Below are 15354 nucleotides of genomic sequence, written 5' to 3' on the forward strand. Positions count from 1 at the left end.
GGACACCCGCTGCTTTCAAAGGCTCGAAGGCAACCGTCTGGCCGCCGGTTGACCGCCGATCTTACTTCTTCTTATGCCTGTCGGCCCGCAAACGTTTCTTGCGCTTATGGGTAGCGATCTTCGACCGCTTGCGCTTCTTACCACTCGGCACGTCTGTCTCCCTTGGGTTAGTTTTCTTTCTGTACTCGGTTTTTCAGATGATCTGACGGTTTGAAAACCGGCACCACGCAGGGTGGAATCCGGATCCCCGTTCCGGTTTTCGGATTGCGGGCGACGCGCGCCTTCCTTTCCTTCACCTTGAAAATGCCGAATCCACGCAGTTCGATCTTCTCGCCCCTTCCCAGCGCGGATGAAATCGAATCCAGCAACGCGTTCAGCACTTCCGCGGTGTCCACCTTGGTCATCCCGGTGGATTGTGCGATGCGAGCCACGATATCGGCCTTAGTCATACCAATCTCCTTGATCGTAGATGTTGCCGCATTATCGATACCGGTATTCGACGACGCCGGGTGAATACAGACCGGTCATCATCTCCATGTTATCCATCAGCATCTCGAAAAACGTCTTCGGCCGCTGACGGACTACGTTGGGCTTTTCCGAAAGGCCGGCCATCCTGCCGGCCAGGGCGATCGCGTCCTGGTAGGTCCCCAGTCGGTCCACGAGACCCAGGGGCAGCGCCTGGTTTCCGGTGTAGATCCGTCCGTCCGCCCGCTCGACCACCTCTTCGAGGGAAAGCGGTCGGTAACTGGCTACCGCGCCGACAAACTGGTCGTATACATCGTCGACGACGGACTGGACGATCCCCATTTCCTCGTCGGTCATACTGCGGCTCGGTGAACCTATGTCCTTGTGCCGACCACTTTTGACGACCTGCCAGTCGATGCCGATCTTTTCGAGCAGATCCTCCGCGCTCGGTGCGACGGTAATCACGCCGATGCTTCCGGTGATGGTGCCGGGGTTGGCCACGATGGAATCGGCCGCGCAGGCGATGTAGTAACCGCCCGACGCCGCCACGCTGCCCATGGAAGCCACGATGATCTTGCCCGCTTCCCGGGTCTTGCGCAGCTCGTCGAAGATCTCCTGCGTCGGGGCTACGGCACCGCCCGGACTGTCTATACGCACCACGATGGCCCGTACGGAATCGTCCTCGCGGTGCTTGACGATCTGCCTGACCGTGTCATCGCCCCGGGTGATCGCACCCCGGACTTCGACCAGCGCGACCCGGCCGCCGCCCATGCCGGAAAGAGAACTGTCGCTGCTCAGCATGGGACCGGCAATAAGCAGCAGCATGACGATCACGATAACCAGTACCCCGCCACCGAGCAGGCCACCGATAATCCAGTCAGATTTTCGCGCCATGGCAACGCTCCGCTATCCCGCGTCACGTTTGAATTCGGGTTCGATACCGGTACCGTCTCCGGACCTGAATAACCGTGACCAAAATATCACGTTAGTATAAGAATGTCAATGACTTTTAAGAGTCGGAAGGGTCGATGCGGAGCCGGTCTCCGGGATGTATGGCGGTGCGCCTGCCCAATCCGTTCGTCCTGCGCAGTGCGCTCACGGTCACATTGTGGGCCCGTGCGATATCCCAGAGAGTGTCGCCCGGTTTTACGGTGTAGATGATGGCACCGGATGCCACCGCTCCGCCCTCGCCGCGGTTCGATCCTCCCGTCCCGGGCGTTCCGGTCGGCGTCGAACCGTCGCTCGCGTTGCTGCTCGGACGTGGGACGTAGATGGTCAGGCTGCGGCCCGCGATGATGTCTCCCGGATTGTTCAGCTTGTTCCAGTCCTGCAGGTTGGCCATGGAGACGCCGTATCTCCTGCTGATGCGCGCCAGCGTATCACCGCGCCGGATCCGGTAGGAGATGGCCTGATGGGTCGCGGGATCGGGTGGCGGCACGTCCCGGGGCCTCCGATTGGCAATGGATTGATTCGACGAACGGATCGATGAGCCGAAAAGCGGTATGGCGAGCACCTGGCCGATCCGCAACCGGTTCGGTCGGCGTATGTTGTTCTCGGTGATGATATCCCCCGTGCGCACGCCGAACCGGCGGGAAATCCGCCCGAGGGTGTCTCCACGCCGGACACGGTAAAACGTCATCTCGGAAGGATCGGGGCCGGGCGGTTCGATACCGGCCCACGCGGCGTAGGCACGCTTGGTACCCAGCGGCACGTTGAGATCGAACCCCGGCACGGCTTTCCAGCGCCGCAATTCCGGATTCAGTTCACGCAGCTTCTCGACCTGGACCTTCATGCCCTCGGCCACCTCCTCCAGTACCATGGCGCGCTGCACCGGTACGGATTCGTGGATCACCGGCAGGCCGCCCAGGGGTTCGAATCCATATACTTCGGGCGACTTGGAGATAATGGCCGATGCCATGACGAAGGCGACGAAGGGGATCGACCGGCCGGGCAGCCTCATGTTCCAGAGACTCAGGCTCCCCGCCCGCTGCACGGGTTCGGACCCGGCATGATGGGCCGCCAGGACGAGGTCCCAACTGCCCAACCGCAGGTAGAGGTCCTTGAACCTCGCCGCCGCCGCGCGTGTGGACTTCTCCGGATCGTAACGCTCGTCGATCTCATCGTTCCGGGTCAGTCCGTAATGTTCCGCGTCCACCGGAGAAAGTTGCCACAGGCCCGCTCCGCCTTCCCGGGAGCGCGCCCGGGGATCGAAACCGCTTTCGACCATGGCGACGTAGACGAGGTCGCCGGGCAGTCCTACCCTGGAGAGTATCGACTGGATCATGGCCCGGTAGCGGTTGGTCCGGCCCAGCCATCCGGCAAAAACGCCGGAAGCGTCGCCCCGCAGGACGTGGATCGCCTTTTTCACCCGGTCGTTGTAGCTGATGGGAACGTCGAAACGGCCGAAATCCGGCCACGGAGGTTCGGGGGCCTCGACGCGGTCGAATTCATCCAGGTAAGGGGCGAGCAGGGAAAAACCGGCGGTGCCGGACTGTTCTTCGAGGTAGGTGTCCGCTACAGAAACCGCGTCCGGGACGGCGGAACCGGATGCAAGGCCCTCATCCCCCGCCTCCGTTTCCGCGGTGATCCCCTGATTGCCTTCAGTCGCCGCGGCGGTAGCCGAAGCCGCGCTCGTATCCGGGTAATGGAACGGTACATAAAGAAAAACCGACGCTGAAAGTGAAGAAGCGTCGGTCGGCGAAACGTTGGCGTCAAGGGGGCCCGCCTGAAGCAATGCGGGAGACGCGAGCAGTGAAAACAGGCAGAACGTCAGCCGGCCCAGAGTACGTAAACGGCTGGTCGGTATACTGCGATTAACTGTGCAGATGGTGCTGAGCATAGTGCGCGCTGTATACGAAGAACCGACTGTGTTTGATGGATCACTACAAATCGATGCGCTGGCCAAGCTGACCGAACTGGCCAAGCTGACCAAACCGGCCGGAACCTCAGTCAAGCCACCAGGGACCGCCACTTAAGGATGAGGTCGCCACCAGCAGGTAGTGGAGCTGAGCGGGATCGAACCGCTGACCTCATGAATGCCATTCATGCGCTCTCCCAGCTGAGCTACAGCCCCTGACGCCGCACAAAATAGGAACGGTGAATGCCGCTGTCAAGGGAAACGTTGCGCGGATGGTGCCGGGGCGTGGGTGCCGCATGGGGTGCAGGTGCCATCGGGCCGTGGGTGACGTGTGCAGGGCGCGGGTACCACCACGACGCTTAGCCGCTGCCGTGGGTGAATACGTTTGCAAACAGCTCAAGAAACACGGATATTTCTTGCGGTCGAAGGTACGCCGGGTTATCGTCGGGACGTCGGGACGTCGGGACATCGGGCGACCGGGCGACAGTGCGACTGGAAAACGGTCGCCTTCACGATGACTGCCGAAAGGAAAGCGGTGCATGTCCAATGTGATAAAAACAAGCCGGACCCACCCCATCCGCGTCGACCCTGTACGTCCGATGGACGGCTACGGCCGCATCGGCGTCACCCTGTGCCCCGGCAAGAAGTACCCCTGGGGCCTTGCGGGGAACTGGGAACGCGACCTTAATCCGGATCTCGATCGGATCAGCAGTTGGGGCGCGACAGCAGTCGTCAGCCTGATTACCGAGGCGGAAATCAGGGACCTGGAGGTTCAGGACCTCTCCCGGGCGGTCGCGGACCGGCACATGGAGTGGTGGCACCTGCCGATTCCGGACGGGCAGCCGCCCGGACCGGAATTCGAAAAGGCGTGGGTGCATGCGGGAGCGGCCATCCGGGACCGGCTGCGGCTCGGTTTCGACGTACTCGTCCATTGCAAAGGCGGCCTGGGGCGCGCGGGAACCGTGGCCGCACGGTTGCTCGTGGAGTTCGGCGAACATCCGGACGAAGCGATTAACCGCGTTCGTGAGGCACGTTCGCCCAACGCCCTGGAAACGCGCGACCAGGAGCGGCATGTGCAACAGTGCGAGGCGATGGACCCGGAACTGCCCTCCACGACCGCGGAAAGCATCCGGGACCGCGCGATCGGCGCCTTCCTGGGTCTCGCGGTAGGGGACGCGGTCGGCACGACGCTCGAGTTCAAATCCCGCGACGCGCAGCGTGTGGAAGACATGGTGGGCGGCGGTCCCTTCAGTCTGGCCGCGGGCGAGTGGACCGACGACACCACGATGGCGCTGGCCCTGGCCGAAAGCCTCGCCGACTGCGGGGCACTCGACTGCCGGGACCTGATGGACCGGTTCGTCCGCTGGATGAGAAAGGGGGAATACTCCTGTACCGGCCATTGCTTCGACATTGGGAATACCACCCGCGCGGCCCTCACCCGGTATGAGCGTACCGGCGATCCACTTGCCGGTTCCACCGACCCACACTCCGCGGGAAACGGCTCGCTGATGCGGCTCTCTCCCGTCGCGCTGCGCTACTGGGACGACCGCGCACTGCTCGACGCTACGGCGGCGGAACAGTCCCGGACGACGCACGGGGCCGAAACCGCGGTAGATGCCTGCCGGGGCTTCGCGGCGCTGCTGGCGGATGCCATATCGGGCAGGTCGAAAGCCGACCTTCTCGCGCCGAGGCCTTTCGACGGGTCGCCGGAGATCTCCCGGATCCTGGCCGGAAGCTGGCGGGGAAAACGCCGGGAAGAGATCAGCTCGAGCGGTTACGTCGCCAGCACGATGGAAGCCGCCCTCTGGTCGGTGGCACGCACCTCCGATTTCCGGGGCGCCGTGCTGCTCGCGGCCAACCTGGCCGACGACGCCGACACGGTCGCCGCGGTGACGGGACAGCTCGCCGGAGCGCTGTACGGTCTTGGCGGCATCCCCGACGACTGGCTTGGCCGTGTCGCCTGGAAGGATCGGCTGCTGGACGTGGCGGGCCGGTTGACGAGCAGGGACGGGTGACCTGCGGGACCAGCCTCGATTGACGGCAAAATGTACTTGAACCGGGCGGCGTGCCGTGTTATAGTCCTGCATCTCATTCCAACCATTCCGCATACTACGATGTAAGCTCGATCGTTGAATCAGGACGACCATGGCGGAATCCCTGGCAATCGACGGCGGAACTCCGGTCCGCACGGAAAACTGGCCTCCGCTTATACCCGGTGGAGCGGTTTACGGGGAAGAGGAAAAACAGGCCGCCATCGAAGTCATCGAAGCCCGTTCGCCCTTCCGATACTACGGCATCGAATCCCTGGGCAAGGTCGACGGGTTCGAAGCGGCCTATGCCCGCTACGTCGGCACGCGTTTCGCCCTCGCCACTCACAGCGGGAGCACGGCGCTTTCCGTGGCCCTGGCCGCCCTCGACGCGGGTCCGGGCACGGAAGTCATCATGCCGGCCTTCATGTGGATCGCCGACGTCAACGCGGTCGTGCATCTGCGCGCCGTGCCGGTCCTCGCCGACATCGACGAAACGCTGAACCTCGACCCCGGCGACATCGAACGTCGCATCACGCCCCGCACGCGGGTCATCATCGCCGTGCATATGGCCGGAACGGCCGCCGACATGCCCGCCATCCTGGAGGTGGCGAACCGGCACGGGATCCCCGTGCTCGAGGACTGCTCCCAGGCCGCGGGCGCGCGCATTGGAGGGCGGCCCGTGGGATCCATGGGCACGGCGGGTGCGACCAGCCTGCAGTACAACAAGAACTTCACCACCGGTGAGGGCGGGATGATCACGACGGACGACGCCGAAGTCTACCGCCGGGCGGTGTGCTTCCACGACACGGGATTCGAGCGGGACCTCGAAGGCGTGTCTACCGGGGAAGATTCGGCGTTCGAGACCTTTGGCATGGGCGTCCGCATGGACGAACTCCGCGGTGCGGTCGGCCTGGTACAGTTGGAAAAACTGCCTTCTATCCTTGAGGGCATGCAACGCCACCAGGTCAGGCTGCGGGAGACACTCGGCAAGACGCCGGGCATCCGGCTTCGCCGAATTGTGGATCCCGAGGGCGACAGTGGCGCCTATTTCTCCTGGATCCACGACTCGGCGGAAGCGGCGGCCAGGTTCACCGCGGCGATACGCGCGGAAGGCATCCCGGCCGGCGAGCCCCACGGGGGCATTCACCAGTACCGATACATGTCCAACCTGTTGAACAAGGCGTCGGTGACGACCGCCGGATGCCCATGGACCTGCCCATTCAACGCCGAAAGCCCGATGGAATACCGTGCCGGCATGCTGCCGCGCAGCGACGATCTGCTGGACCGGGCGCGCATCCTGCCGCTGCCCGCCCAGTTGACCGACGAAGACGTGGACGACGTGATCCGGGCGTTCCGCAAGGTCGCGCGGGCCGTCCTGTAAGCGGCCCGTCCTGTAAGTTGAACCGGGCGTTCCGCAAAGTCCCGCGGGCCGTCCTGCAAGTCGCCAATGTACCAGCAACCGCCACGGGAGAACCTGCATGAGCGAAGTGACAACCCCGGTCCAGTCCGATACGCTCCCCCCTCCGGACGACGCGTTCTGGAAGGGCATACGCCGCGACCAGTTCTACCTGGAACCCGATATCGCCTTTCTACAGGGCGGATCCGTCGGACCGTCGCCCAAACCGGTGGTGGACCGCGTGACCGAAGCCATCCGGGCCTTTGACAGCGATCCGTTGAAGCATCAACCGAAGTACTGGTCGATCGTCGAGGAGTCGAGAGAGAAACTGGCCCGTTTCGTGGGCACAAGGTCGGAGCGTATCGCGCTGGTCCAGAACACCACCATGGCGCTCAGCGTCTTCGCCCAGGGGGTGACCTGGAAGGTGGGCGGCGAAATCCTGATGACGGACCAGGAATACGGAGCGGTCAACGCCTGCTTCGATTACGTGGCCGAGCGGCACGGCTTGACCGTTCGCAGGGTGCATCTCCCCATGGAAATCACCGATAAGCAGCAGATTATCGATGTATTTACGAGCGGACTGAACGAAAAAACGGCGGCCATGGTCTTCGGCCACGTGTACTGGTCCACCGGGCTGGTTACCCCCGTGAAGGAACTGACGGAAATCGGACGGGACCGCGGCGTCTGGGTGGTCGTGGACGGCGCGCATGCCGTGAGCATGGTGCCGCTGCACCTGGACGCATGGAATCCCCACTTCTACGCGTCCAGTCTCCACAAGTGGACGCTGTCCCCCAAGGGCACGGGCATGCTCTTCGTGTCGGACGATGCCCACGACCGGGTGGAGCCGCTCATCCTGGGTTCCAGCGCCCATCCAAACCCTAACGCCAGCAGGTTCGACATGATGGGTACCCGGGACCAGACGCCTTTCATCGGTCTGGGCACGGCACTGGATTTCCAGCAGGAGATCGGCTGGGACCACATCCGGACCTACTGCCGCGGTCTGGTAGACTACATGCGGGAACGCCTCGGCCGCATTCGCGGTGTGCGCTTCCTGACGCCGCGGGACCCAGAAATGTCCGGGTTCATTACGACCTTCACCATCGAGGGCGCCGATCTCCAGAAGATCCGCCAGGAACTGTGGGACGACGAAAAGATCGAAACGGTCGCCTTCCATATCAACGACGTGCCCGTGTTCCGGATTTCCACCCACTTCTACAACAGCCGGGAGGAAATCGAACGCATGGTCCGGGCCATCGAGCGGCGACTGTAGAATGTTGCGGTACGCATGATCCGGGCAATCGACGGCGGTTGTAGGCGGCCGGGACCGGCCCGGGGGGAAAGGACAGAGCCATGAGCGAAGAGCAGGGATTCATCACACGCTCCATCCACGCGGGCGAGGCGGAGCACACGTCGGCAACGCCGATCTACCAGGCGGCCACAGTGGACGGCGCCTACCTCAGGGGAAGCAATCCCACGTTCACGGCTTTCGAGGAGAAGATGTGCACCCTGGAAGGCGGAGGACGGAGCATCGCGACCGCCTGCGGCATGGCGTCGGTCACCCAGGCCGTGATGACCCTCATCAGCGCGGGCTCCAGGATCGTCTGCCACCAGACGACCTATAGCTGGACGCGGCGCTTCATGGCCGAAGAACTGCCACGACTCGGGTTCGACGTTGAGATCATCGACATGCGTGTTCCGAAGCAACTCGACACGGCCCTTGAAAAACCCGCCGACGTCGTCTACTTCGAGCCGCTCGCCAATCCCACCCTGGACATCATCGACACGCCCACGGTCATCCGCAAGGCCCACGCGGCCGGCGCGAAGGTCGTGATCGACAACACGTTCCTTTCTCCCCATCTGTTCCGGCCGATGGACCACGGAGCCGACGTCGTGCTGCACAGCGCCACGAAATACCTCTGCGGTCACGGGGACGCCCTGGCCGGGATCATCACGACCCGTGATCCCGATCTCGGCGAAGAGATCGTGCGCACGCGGAATACCTACGGCGGCATACTCAGCCCGCTAAACGCCTTCCTCCTGCTCAGGGGGATCAAGACGCTGTCAATCCGCATGGACCGCCATGTGGAGAATGCCCGGGCTGTCGCGGACTTCCTCGAGTCGCATCCCCGGATAAGGCGGACCTGGTATCCGGGCCTTCCCTCGACGCCCGGGCACGAGGTAGCGCGGTCGCAGTGGACAGGATACGGGGGCATGGTGAGCTTTGAGCTCGCCGAGAGGGCCGTCGATCGGTTCCTCGACCGAGTACGCCTGTGCCGGCCCTGGGTGAGCCTGGGCGACGTGGGTTCGCTGGTCACCGGAGACCGCGAGGGCCAGCGCGTCAGGATGTCCGTGGGACTCGAAGATACCGATGACATCATCCGGGATCTCGAGCAGGCACTGGAGTGATGAGAACCCGATACCCGGTCAATCGCACACCGCATCCAACACAGAGTACAGGAGTCGCATCATGTCGAGAAAGCGTGTTTTTATCGGAGACCTGACGCGCAAGGAGTTCAGGGAAGGGATCGATGGCGGCATCATCCAGGCGGCCATCGTGCCCACGGCGGCGACGGAGCAGCACCTCGAACACCTGGAGATGATCCACGACACGGCCAGCGTCGCCTACATGGCGGAAAACGCGGCGCTGAAGCTCTATCCCCGCGTCGTGGTCGCGTCGCCTATCGCCATCGGGGTATCGGAGCACTGGATGGAGCACAGGGGCACGCTAACCGTTCGCGCGGAGATTTTCACAGAGTACGTTTACGACGTGTGCGACGCCCTCAAGCGGGGCGGCGTCACCAATATCCTCATCCTGAACGGACACGGCGGCAATGTAGTCCCCATGATGAACCGGATCGACGCGTTCAGGGAACGGCTCGGTGTCAACGTGCGTTTCAATTCATACTGGGACACCTACCCGGCCGAAGTCGTCTACCGGTATATGGAACAGGATCGGCTGCCGGGCCATGCCGACGAATACGAGACCTCTATGGCCATGGCCCTGTTCCCCCACCGCGTGCATGAAGACGACATGGAAATGGAGAGTTCCGCGAAATACGGGACCAAGGAGAAGGGCGAGGCCCTGGCGCCCGTGGCGGTGGACGGCGTGGCCGAGCTGCTCCGTAAGATGATCGCAGGAGAGGAGATCGACCTGGAGCCCCGCACGTTCCGGCCGGACGGCGCCGTGTCCATGCTGCGGGATCATGTGATCGAGGAGAGAACAGATGATCAGGGATAAGTCACGATCGGAGAGAATGAAGCGTATGAAATGTACGACCGACGGGTCTCGCTCAGTTTCCTTCACGCTGGTCGCGTGGGTCGCGGTGGTCGGGCTTGCTGCATCGATCAGCCTCGTTACGCTGAGCGGATGCGCAAGCGACCAGGGCGACGGCGAAGACCAGAGCGTCACTGGAGAATCCGGAATGGAACACGCCGAGACCGAAAACTCGGAGTCCGAGTCGGACGACGGGGAAGAGTCGGGCGTTACCCTCGCCCTGGACGAGACCTATGATTTCGTTCGTAAGGGCGCCCGACTCATCCTGCGTTATGATGCGGAAAGCAATGCGTTCGTGGGAACGGTGCAGAACACCACGGAAGGCGCGCTGAACAGGGTCAGGGTCGAAGTGCACCTCTCGAACGGCACGGAACTCGGTCCCACGACGCCGGTCGACCTTGCGCCGGGTGAGTCGGTTGACGTCTCGTTGGGCGCGACAGTAGAACCGTTCACCGGATGGACGCCTCATGCCGAGGTCGGAGAGGGCGAGCACGGCGGCGAAGGCGGTGAAGGTGGAGGAGAGCACGGGAGCGGCGGCGAAGGCGGTGAGGACAGAAGAAGCGGTGAGCACGGCGTAGGCGGTGAAGAGGGTGGCGAACACGACGGTGGCTGAGACAGAGTACACGGCGCGGAAGGATGAGCGCAGAAGGATGATGTAAGGCTATGAATAACATCCAACCAACCCCGATCAATCCGGGCGTAAAGCAAGTCCCGCCCCTGAACACGGACCAGATAGCCCAATTCAAGCGAGACGGTTTCCTCGTGCTGCCAGGTGTGCTCGACTCCGAATTGTGCCACAAGGCCAGGGAGTCGCTGTGGGCCGCGGTTGAGGCACACCTTCCCGCCATGAAACGAGGCGAACCCTCCACCTGGACACCGTTCGACGATGAAGTAAGCGGCCATCTTAACGCAAGGCGGCCCGAGATCGGAGGCGACCCCTATTTCTTCACCGAAGGCCACCGCTTCTATGTTCGCAACGGCACTGAGCCATACATGCTCGACCTGGCCCCGAGGGCCCTTTGGCGGGTCGCAGAGCAACTGCTGGGCCAGGGCACGGTTGTATGGCCCGCCGGAGCGGATGAGTCCGGCATGACGACGGGGCCGTGCTTCATGTCCGACGACGCGGTTGCCGGTCTGGCCACGCATGGTGTCGAAGAGACCGGACAGGGGCATGAGAAGGGATCCTTTACCACGGAAGCAGCGCTGCGCCTGCCCAGGACGGGTCCGGTGTGGTCCACCGGGCAAGGGACGCGCGGCCTGTACTGCACCCTGCCGGGCAGCCCGTCTCCCGGGCCGGATTACCGCGGCGCCCATACGGACGGCGCTTGTTACGGACGCGTCCGGTTTCAAGTTGCGGCTTACATCGATGACCTGCCTCCCGGCTCCGGTGGCTTCACGGTATGGCCGGGCAGCCACAGCCGGATCTGGCGCGAGCAGTGGCGGGCCTTTCTCGGAGGCGCAAAGCATATGGACGAACACCTGGCGGGACGCAAGCCCGGCTACAACGATCCGGTAATTCAGCGCATCAAGCGCGATACCCAACCCGTCGATTGCCACGGCCCCGCGGGCACGGCGGTCCTGTGGCACACCAAAATCCTGCACATCGCCGGACAGAATACGTCGACCGACGTCATCCGCCAGGCGACCATCTACGGCTTCTTAAAAACGCCGGAATCCCTGCCGGACTCGCTCATGACGGACCATACAAACATGGATATCTGGCGGGATTGGTCTGATGAGGTGCGGGCTGTTGATGAGCGCAGGCAATGACCATTGGAGGGACCATGACGGCCACAGCCGAACCGACTAACGGCACGGGTTTCACATCGACACCCACCCCCATGACCGAAGAGCAGAAGTTCTTCTTCGACCTGAAGGGCTGGATCCTCGTGCCTTCCGTGCTGTCGGAGACCGAGATCGAGGAGATGAAGGCCGAGGTGTACGCCGCGGTTGAACCGGACGACAAGGACAAGAACAGCGGTTTTAAAAGGGGTTTCCAGGGCAAATTGGCCAACCTGCTCGATCACCCGGCCGTGGTGGGCATTCTCAATGAGATCCTGACCGAGCCGCCCTTCGTGGGGGACGACCACTACGGTTTCCGCTGCGAAAACTCCTTCCTCATGGCGAGGGAACCCGGCTGGGAATCGACCGTCAAGGGCACCGGGCTGCCCCATGTCGTGCGTCCACCGCAACAGGCGAACGCCATGCGCTACCAGGTACAGGGCGGCAAGATCTTCGCGGGACTCACCCGGGTGGTCTGGGAGCTCGAGGAAGTCAGGGCGGGATTCGGCGGCACATCCTTTCTGAGCGGCTCGCACAAGGCCCATTTCAACTACGGCGGCCCGGACCGGTACCGTCCCAACATCAGCGAATCTCCATGGGAGGAAAGTCTCTACGCCGCCATGGAGGATTACAGTTGTCCGCCGGGGTCGATGCTGGTCTTCACCGAAAGCCTGATCCATGCGGCGAACGACTGGACCAATCCGGACAACCGGCGCTGCGCCGTGTTCAACTGCTACAACTCGATCTGGGCGCAGTGGCACCGGCTCAACCTCGACCACGAGATCATCGACAAGATGCCTCCAAAGCGGCAGTCCCTGTTCCGCGGCACGTGGCAACTGGGGGGCGATGGGAATCGCACCTACTCGCAGGACAACCGGTCGGTGTAGACGGCCCGACGAATCGTATCGTCCAGCGGCACGTCCCGCCGTTTTACTGGCCGATGCAGCTAGGAGTGGTTTGTGACCGAAATCCCCGGAGGCCTGGACGCCGTCCCGCCACACCCCGCTTCCGTCCCGCGCAGTTCCGACCTGAAGATCACGGCCGTGGAATCCCTCATCCCCGACGACATCATGCCCGGGCTGATCCTGCTGCGGATCCATACCGACGCGGGCGCTGTCGGCCACGGCGAGTCCTACTACGTCCCCCAGGCGGTGGCCGCCGTCATCCATGACTGGCTGGCCCGCCGGCTGCTGAGCAGCGATCCCCTGTCCATCGAACACCACTGGCGATTCTTCTACGAACGATTCAGCGCCTTCGGCTCGCGAGGCGCCGAAATGCGGGCCCTCAGCGCCGTCGACCTGGCCCTCTGGGACCTCCTGGGCCAGGCGAGCGGACTTCCCGTCTGGCAGCTGTTGGGCGGTAAGGCCCGCGAGGCCGTCCGGGTCTACAACAGCTGCGGCGGCCCGACCTATGGACGGCGACCGCCGGGCGCGCCGTCTGAACAGGGCTGGCCGGGCCACGGCGACATCGGCAAACCCGGTCCGCTGGAGGACAACTGGGCCGCCCACCACGCCGCGGGCGACCTGGCGGAGGAACTGGTGGCGGAAGGGTACACGGGCATGAAGTTCTGGACCTTCGACCGTGCCTACCGGGCCCACGGGGGCAGCTATCTGCCCATGTCCACGGTCCGGGAATGCGTCAAGCCCCTGGAGGAGGTGCGCAAGCGCGTGGGCGACCGGATCGAGATCCTCCTGGACGGACACGGATTCTTCCAGCTTCCCGCCGCCCTTCGCATCGCCGAGGCCGTGCGTGACCTTAACCCGATGTGGCTCGAGGACGTGATGCGGCTGGACAACGTAGACACACTCCGGGACTTTCGCGACAAGGCGGGCGTGCCCCTGGCGGTCAGCGAGATGTACATCAGCCGGGAGGACTACCGCCATGTACTGGAGAGAAACGCCGCCGACTACCTCATGGTCGATCCCACCTGGGTGGGCGGCATCAGCGAGACGCGGCGGCTGGCCGAGATGGCCCAGGGCTACAACATCCCGGCGGCGATGCACGACTGTACCGGCCCGCTTACGCTGTTTGCCGGTATCCACGTCGCCACGGCCGTGCCCAACGTCGTCATCCAGGAGTCCGTCCGAGCCCACATCAGGACCTTCTACGACCTGCTCATCGAGCCCAACATCGTTGTGGATCACGGTTTTGCGCGACCACCGGAAGGACCGGGCCTGGGTACCCGCCTGCGGGCTGAACTTTTCGATCCCAGTCACCCGGGTTATCGTATCAGCAAGGCGTAGGCCGGCCTCAGTCCGACTGGACCACTACACCATCTGTAAATAGCGGAACCATGTTAAAAGTCGATATACTTGAAGCGAGCGAGATCGAGTGCGCCGCTTCGATTTTCCACCGGGACGGCTTCGTCTGCGTGGCGAATCCCCTGGACGAGGAGCAATTCGCCCTTAACCGGGCGGGCGCCGAGCGCGTGATGGCGGAGCAGGAAGCCGAGCATGGACGCGAGAAGATGAACCGGGGCTTCGCGCGCCACTCCTTCGGCAGCCAGGTGCACAACTGGGAATGGTGCATCCTGATCGATCTGCCCACGATCCTGCCGATCATAGACGCGATCTGGGGGAGCGACGATTACACCTGCACTGGTGCGGGCGGCGACTACTCCCTGCCCGGCGCGAAGATCCAGCACCTGCACTCCGACCGGAACGCCGACCTCTTCAACGATCCCCTGGGGCGCGTAACCCACCAGGACGTCCCGGCGCCTTTCATCGTCATCAACTTCACCATGGTGGAATTCACCGTGGAGAACGGCGCCATCCGGTTCATTCCCGGCACCCACCGGTCCCGCGCGCCGATCCCTTCGCTCGAAGAGGAACCGGAATGGATGCGCACGAACCATCTCTGCGCGCCGGCGAATACGGCCGTCATCCGCGACGTGCGCTGCTGGCACGGGGGCACGGCGAATCAATCGGACATGAAACGGCCCATGACAAGCGTGGGCTTCCACGCGCCCTGGCACCGGGCCGTCGAAGAGAAGTCTCTGCCGCGGGAGCATTACGACCGGCTGACCGCGCGGGGCCAGCGGCTGTGCAGGCATCTCGTGAAGGAGGGGTGAAGCTGAAGACGATAATTCCCAGCCGGAAGGCAACGAGGGACTACAGAAGGAGACAGAAATCGTGAAGGACGAATTGAGTGCAGAAGAGCGCGATGTTTTTGATCGATTCGAAAGGGACGAGTTGCGCACCGCCCCCGATGCCGAACGGGAGATCAAGGCCGCCCGGCAGGCGGCTCGCAATACGTTCAATAAAACCAAACGGGTGAATCTCCGGGTGACCGAGCGTGACTTCAATCTTGCACACGCGCGGGCCAGGGAAGAGGGGATACCCTATCAGACGCTGCTGTCCAGCGTCATCCACAAATACCTGTCCGGACGCCTTACAGAGAAGAAGTAGGGTGACAGGGCTGTGTCCGCATTTACCCTCGACCAGCTTAAACACCGATTCCCGTCACCTGTGAATAACTAGGCATTTTCATGTCCGGCCTTTCTCTCGTCCGGCCGTCCTTATTCGCCAGCCAATTTCCTATTCGTTATTAC

The 15354-nt window shown here is 63.3% G+C and carries 13 protein-coding genes, 1 tRNA gene and 1 pseudogene; 11 read left to right on the plus strand and 4 right to left on the minus strand.

Translation table 11 applies throughout. The features are described 5' to 3' along the window. Positions 1–167 precede the first annotated feature (167 nt). The 4 genes from F4Z81_05180 to F4Z81_05195 form a co-directional block, all read right to left on the minus strand. Entirely contained in the window at positions 168–449 is a 282-nt protein-coding gene (locus F4Z81_05180) for an integration host factor subunit beta (GenBank protein MXW04446.1), read from the minus strand. Between the two features lie 31 nt (positions 450–480). Beyond that, a complete protein-coding gene (gene sppA / locus F4Z81_05185) occupies positions 481–1359 on the minus strand; it encodes a signal peptide peptidase SppA (GenBank protein MXW04447.1) in 879 nt (292 codons plus the stop codon). Positions 1360–1474: 115 nt separating this feature from the next. After that, positions 1475–3304 (minus strand): LysM peptidoglycan-binding domain-containing protein, encoded by a 1830-nt coding sequence (locus F4Z81_05190; GenBank protein MXW04448.1) that lies wholly within the window; start codon positions 3302–3304, stop codon positions 1475–1477. Positions 3305–3465: 161 nt separating this feature from the next. Then, positions 3466–3538, minus strand: a tRNA-Ala gene (locus tag F4Z81_05195). Positions 3539–3873: 335 nt separating this feature from the next. Here F4Z81_05195 and F4Z81_05200 point away from each other — a divergent pair. From F4Z81_05200 to F4Z81_05250, 11 genes and pseudogenes are all read left to right on the plus strand, one after another. Continuing rightward, positions 3874–5337 carry a hypothetical protein gene (locus tag F4Z81_05200; protein MXW04449.1) on the plus strand — a complete coding sequence of 488 codons (1464 nt, stop codon included), beginning with the start codon at positions 3874–3876 and terminating at the stop codon, positions 5335–5337. A 130-nt stretch (positions 5338–5467) separates the two neighbouring features. Next, a complete protein-coding gene (locus F4Z81_05205; GenBank protein ID MXW04450.1) occupies positions 5468–6733 on the plus strand; it encodes a DegT/DnrJ/EryC1/StrS family aminotransferase in 1266 nt (421 codons plus the stop codon). A gap of 97 nt (positions 6734–6830) precedes the next feature. Beyond that, positions 6831–8018 carry an aminotransferase class V-fold PLP-dependent enzyme gene (locus F4Z81_05210; protein ID MXW04451.1) on the plus strand — a complete coding sequence of 396 codons (1188 nt, stop codon included), beginning with the start codon at positions 6831–6833 and terminating at the stop codon, positions 8016–8018. Between the two features lie 80 nt (positions 8019–8098). Beyond that, positions 8099–9154, plus strand: a complete 1056-nt coding sequence (locus tag F4Z81_05215; protein ID MXW04452.1) for a PLP-dependent transferase — start codon at positions 8099–8101, stop codon at positions 9152–9154. Beyond that, positions 9117–9986 carry a creatininase family protein gene (locus F4Z81_05220; protein ID MXW04453.1) on the plus strand — a complete coding sequence of 290 codons (870 nt, stop codon included), beginning with the start codon at positions 9117–9119 and terminating at the stop codon, positions 9984–9986. The genes F4Z81_05215 and F4Z81_05220 overlap by 38 nt, the downstream gene beginning before the upstream one ends. A 262-nt stretch (positions 9987–10248) precedes the next feature. Continuing rightward, positions 10249–10503 (plus strand): annotated as a pseudogene (locus F4Z81_05225) (hypothetical protein). A 182-nt stretch (positions 10504–10685) separates the two neighbouring features. Beyond that, entirely contained in the window at positions 10686–11792 is a 1107-nt protein-coding gene (locus tag F4Z81_05230) for a phytanoyl-CoA dioxygenase family protein (GenBank protein MXW04454.1), read from the plus strand. Then, a complete protein-coding gene (locus F4Z81_05235) occupies positions 11789–12691 on the plus strand; it encodes a phytanoyl-CoA dioxygenase family protein (protein ID MXW04455.1) in 903 nt (300 codons plus the stop codon). The genes F4Z81_05230 and F4Z81_05235 overlap by 4 nt, the downstream gene beginning before the upstream one ends. A gap of 183 nt (positions 12692–12874) precedes the next feature. Next, entirely contained in the window at positions 12875–14047 is a 1173-nt protein-coding gene (locus tag F4Z81_05240; protein ID MXW04456.1) for a mandelate racemase/muconate lactonizing enzyme family protein, read from the plus strand. 50 nt (positions 14048–14097) lie between these two features. Then, a complete protein-coding gene (locus tag F4Z81_05245) occupies positions 14098–14874 on the plus strand; it encodes a phytanoyl-CoA dioxygenase family protein (GenBank protein MXW04457.1) in 777 nt (258 codons plus the stop codon). 58 nt (positions 14875–14932) lie between these two features. After that, on the plus strand, positions 14933–15211 hold the full coding sequence (locus tag F4Z81_05250) for an antitoxin (protein ID MXW04458.1): 279 nt from the start codon (positions 14933–14935) through the stop codon (positions 15209–15211). The last annotated feature ends 143 nt before the right edge of the window (positions 15212–15354 follow it).

The organism is Gemmatimonadota bacterium (genome assembly GCA_009835325.1).
In the GTDB taxonomy this organism is placed as follows: Bacteria; JAAXHH01; JAAXHH01; order JAAXHH01; family JAAXHH01; genus JAAXHH01.

Excerpts from the sequence above, each read along its gene's own strand:
- F4Z81_05230 (MXW04454.1), top strand. The coding sequence starts at position 10,686 with ATGAATAACATCCAACCAACCCCGATCAATCCGGGCGTAAAGCAAGTC.
- F4Z81_05245 (MXW04457.1), top strand. The coding sequence starts at position 14,098 with ATGTTAAAAGTCGATATACTTGAAGCGAGCGAGATCGAGTGCGCCGCT.
- F4Z81_05180 (MXW04446.1), bottom strand. The coding sequence starts at position 449 with ATGACTAAGGCCGATATCGTGGCTCGCATCGCACAATCCACCGGGATG.
- F4Z81_05210 (MXW04451.1), top strand. The coding sequence starts at position 6,831 with ATGAGCGAAGTGACAACCCCGGTCCAGTCCGATACGCTCCCCCCTCCG.
- F4Z81_05205 (MXW04450.1), top strand. The coding sequence starts at position 5,468 with ATGGCGGAATCCCTGGCAATCGACGGCGGAACTCCGGTCCGCACGGAA.
- F4Z81_05235 (MXW04455.1), top strand. The coding sequence starts at position 11,789 with ATGACCATTGGAGGGACCATGACGGCCACAGCCGAACCGACTAACGGC.
- F4Z81_05215 (MXW04452.1), top strand. The coding sequence starts at position 8,099 with ATGAGCGAAGAGCAGGGATTCATCACACGCTCCATCCACGCGGGCGAG.
- sppA (MXW04447.1), bottom strand. The coding sequence starts at position 1,359 with ATGGCGCGAAAATCTGACTGGATTATCGGTGGCCTGCTCGGTGGCGGG.
- F4Z81_05240 (MXW04456.1), top strand. The coding sequence starts at position 12,875 with ATGCCCGGGCTGATCCTGCTGCGGATCCATACCGACGCGGGCGCTGTC.
- F4Z81_05190 (MXW04448.1), bottom strand. The coding sequence starts at position 3,304 with ATGCTCAGCACCATCTGCACAGTTAATCGCAGTATACCGACCAGCCGT.
- F4Z81_05220 (MXW04453.1), top strand. The coding sequence starts at position 9,117 with ATGACATCATCCGGGATCTCGAGCAGGCACTGGAGTGATGAGAACCCG.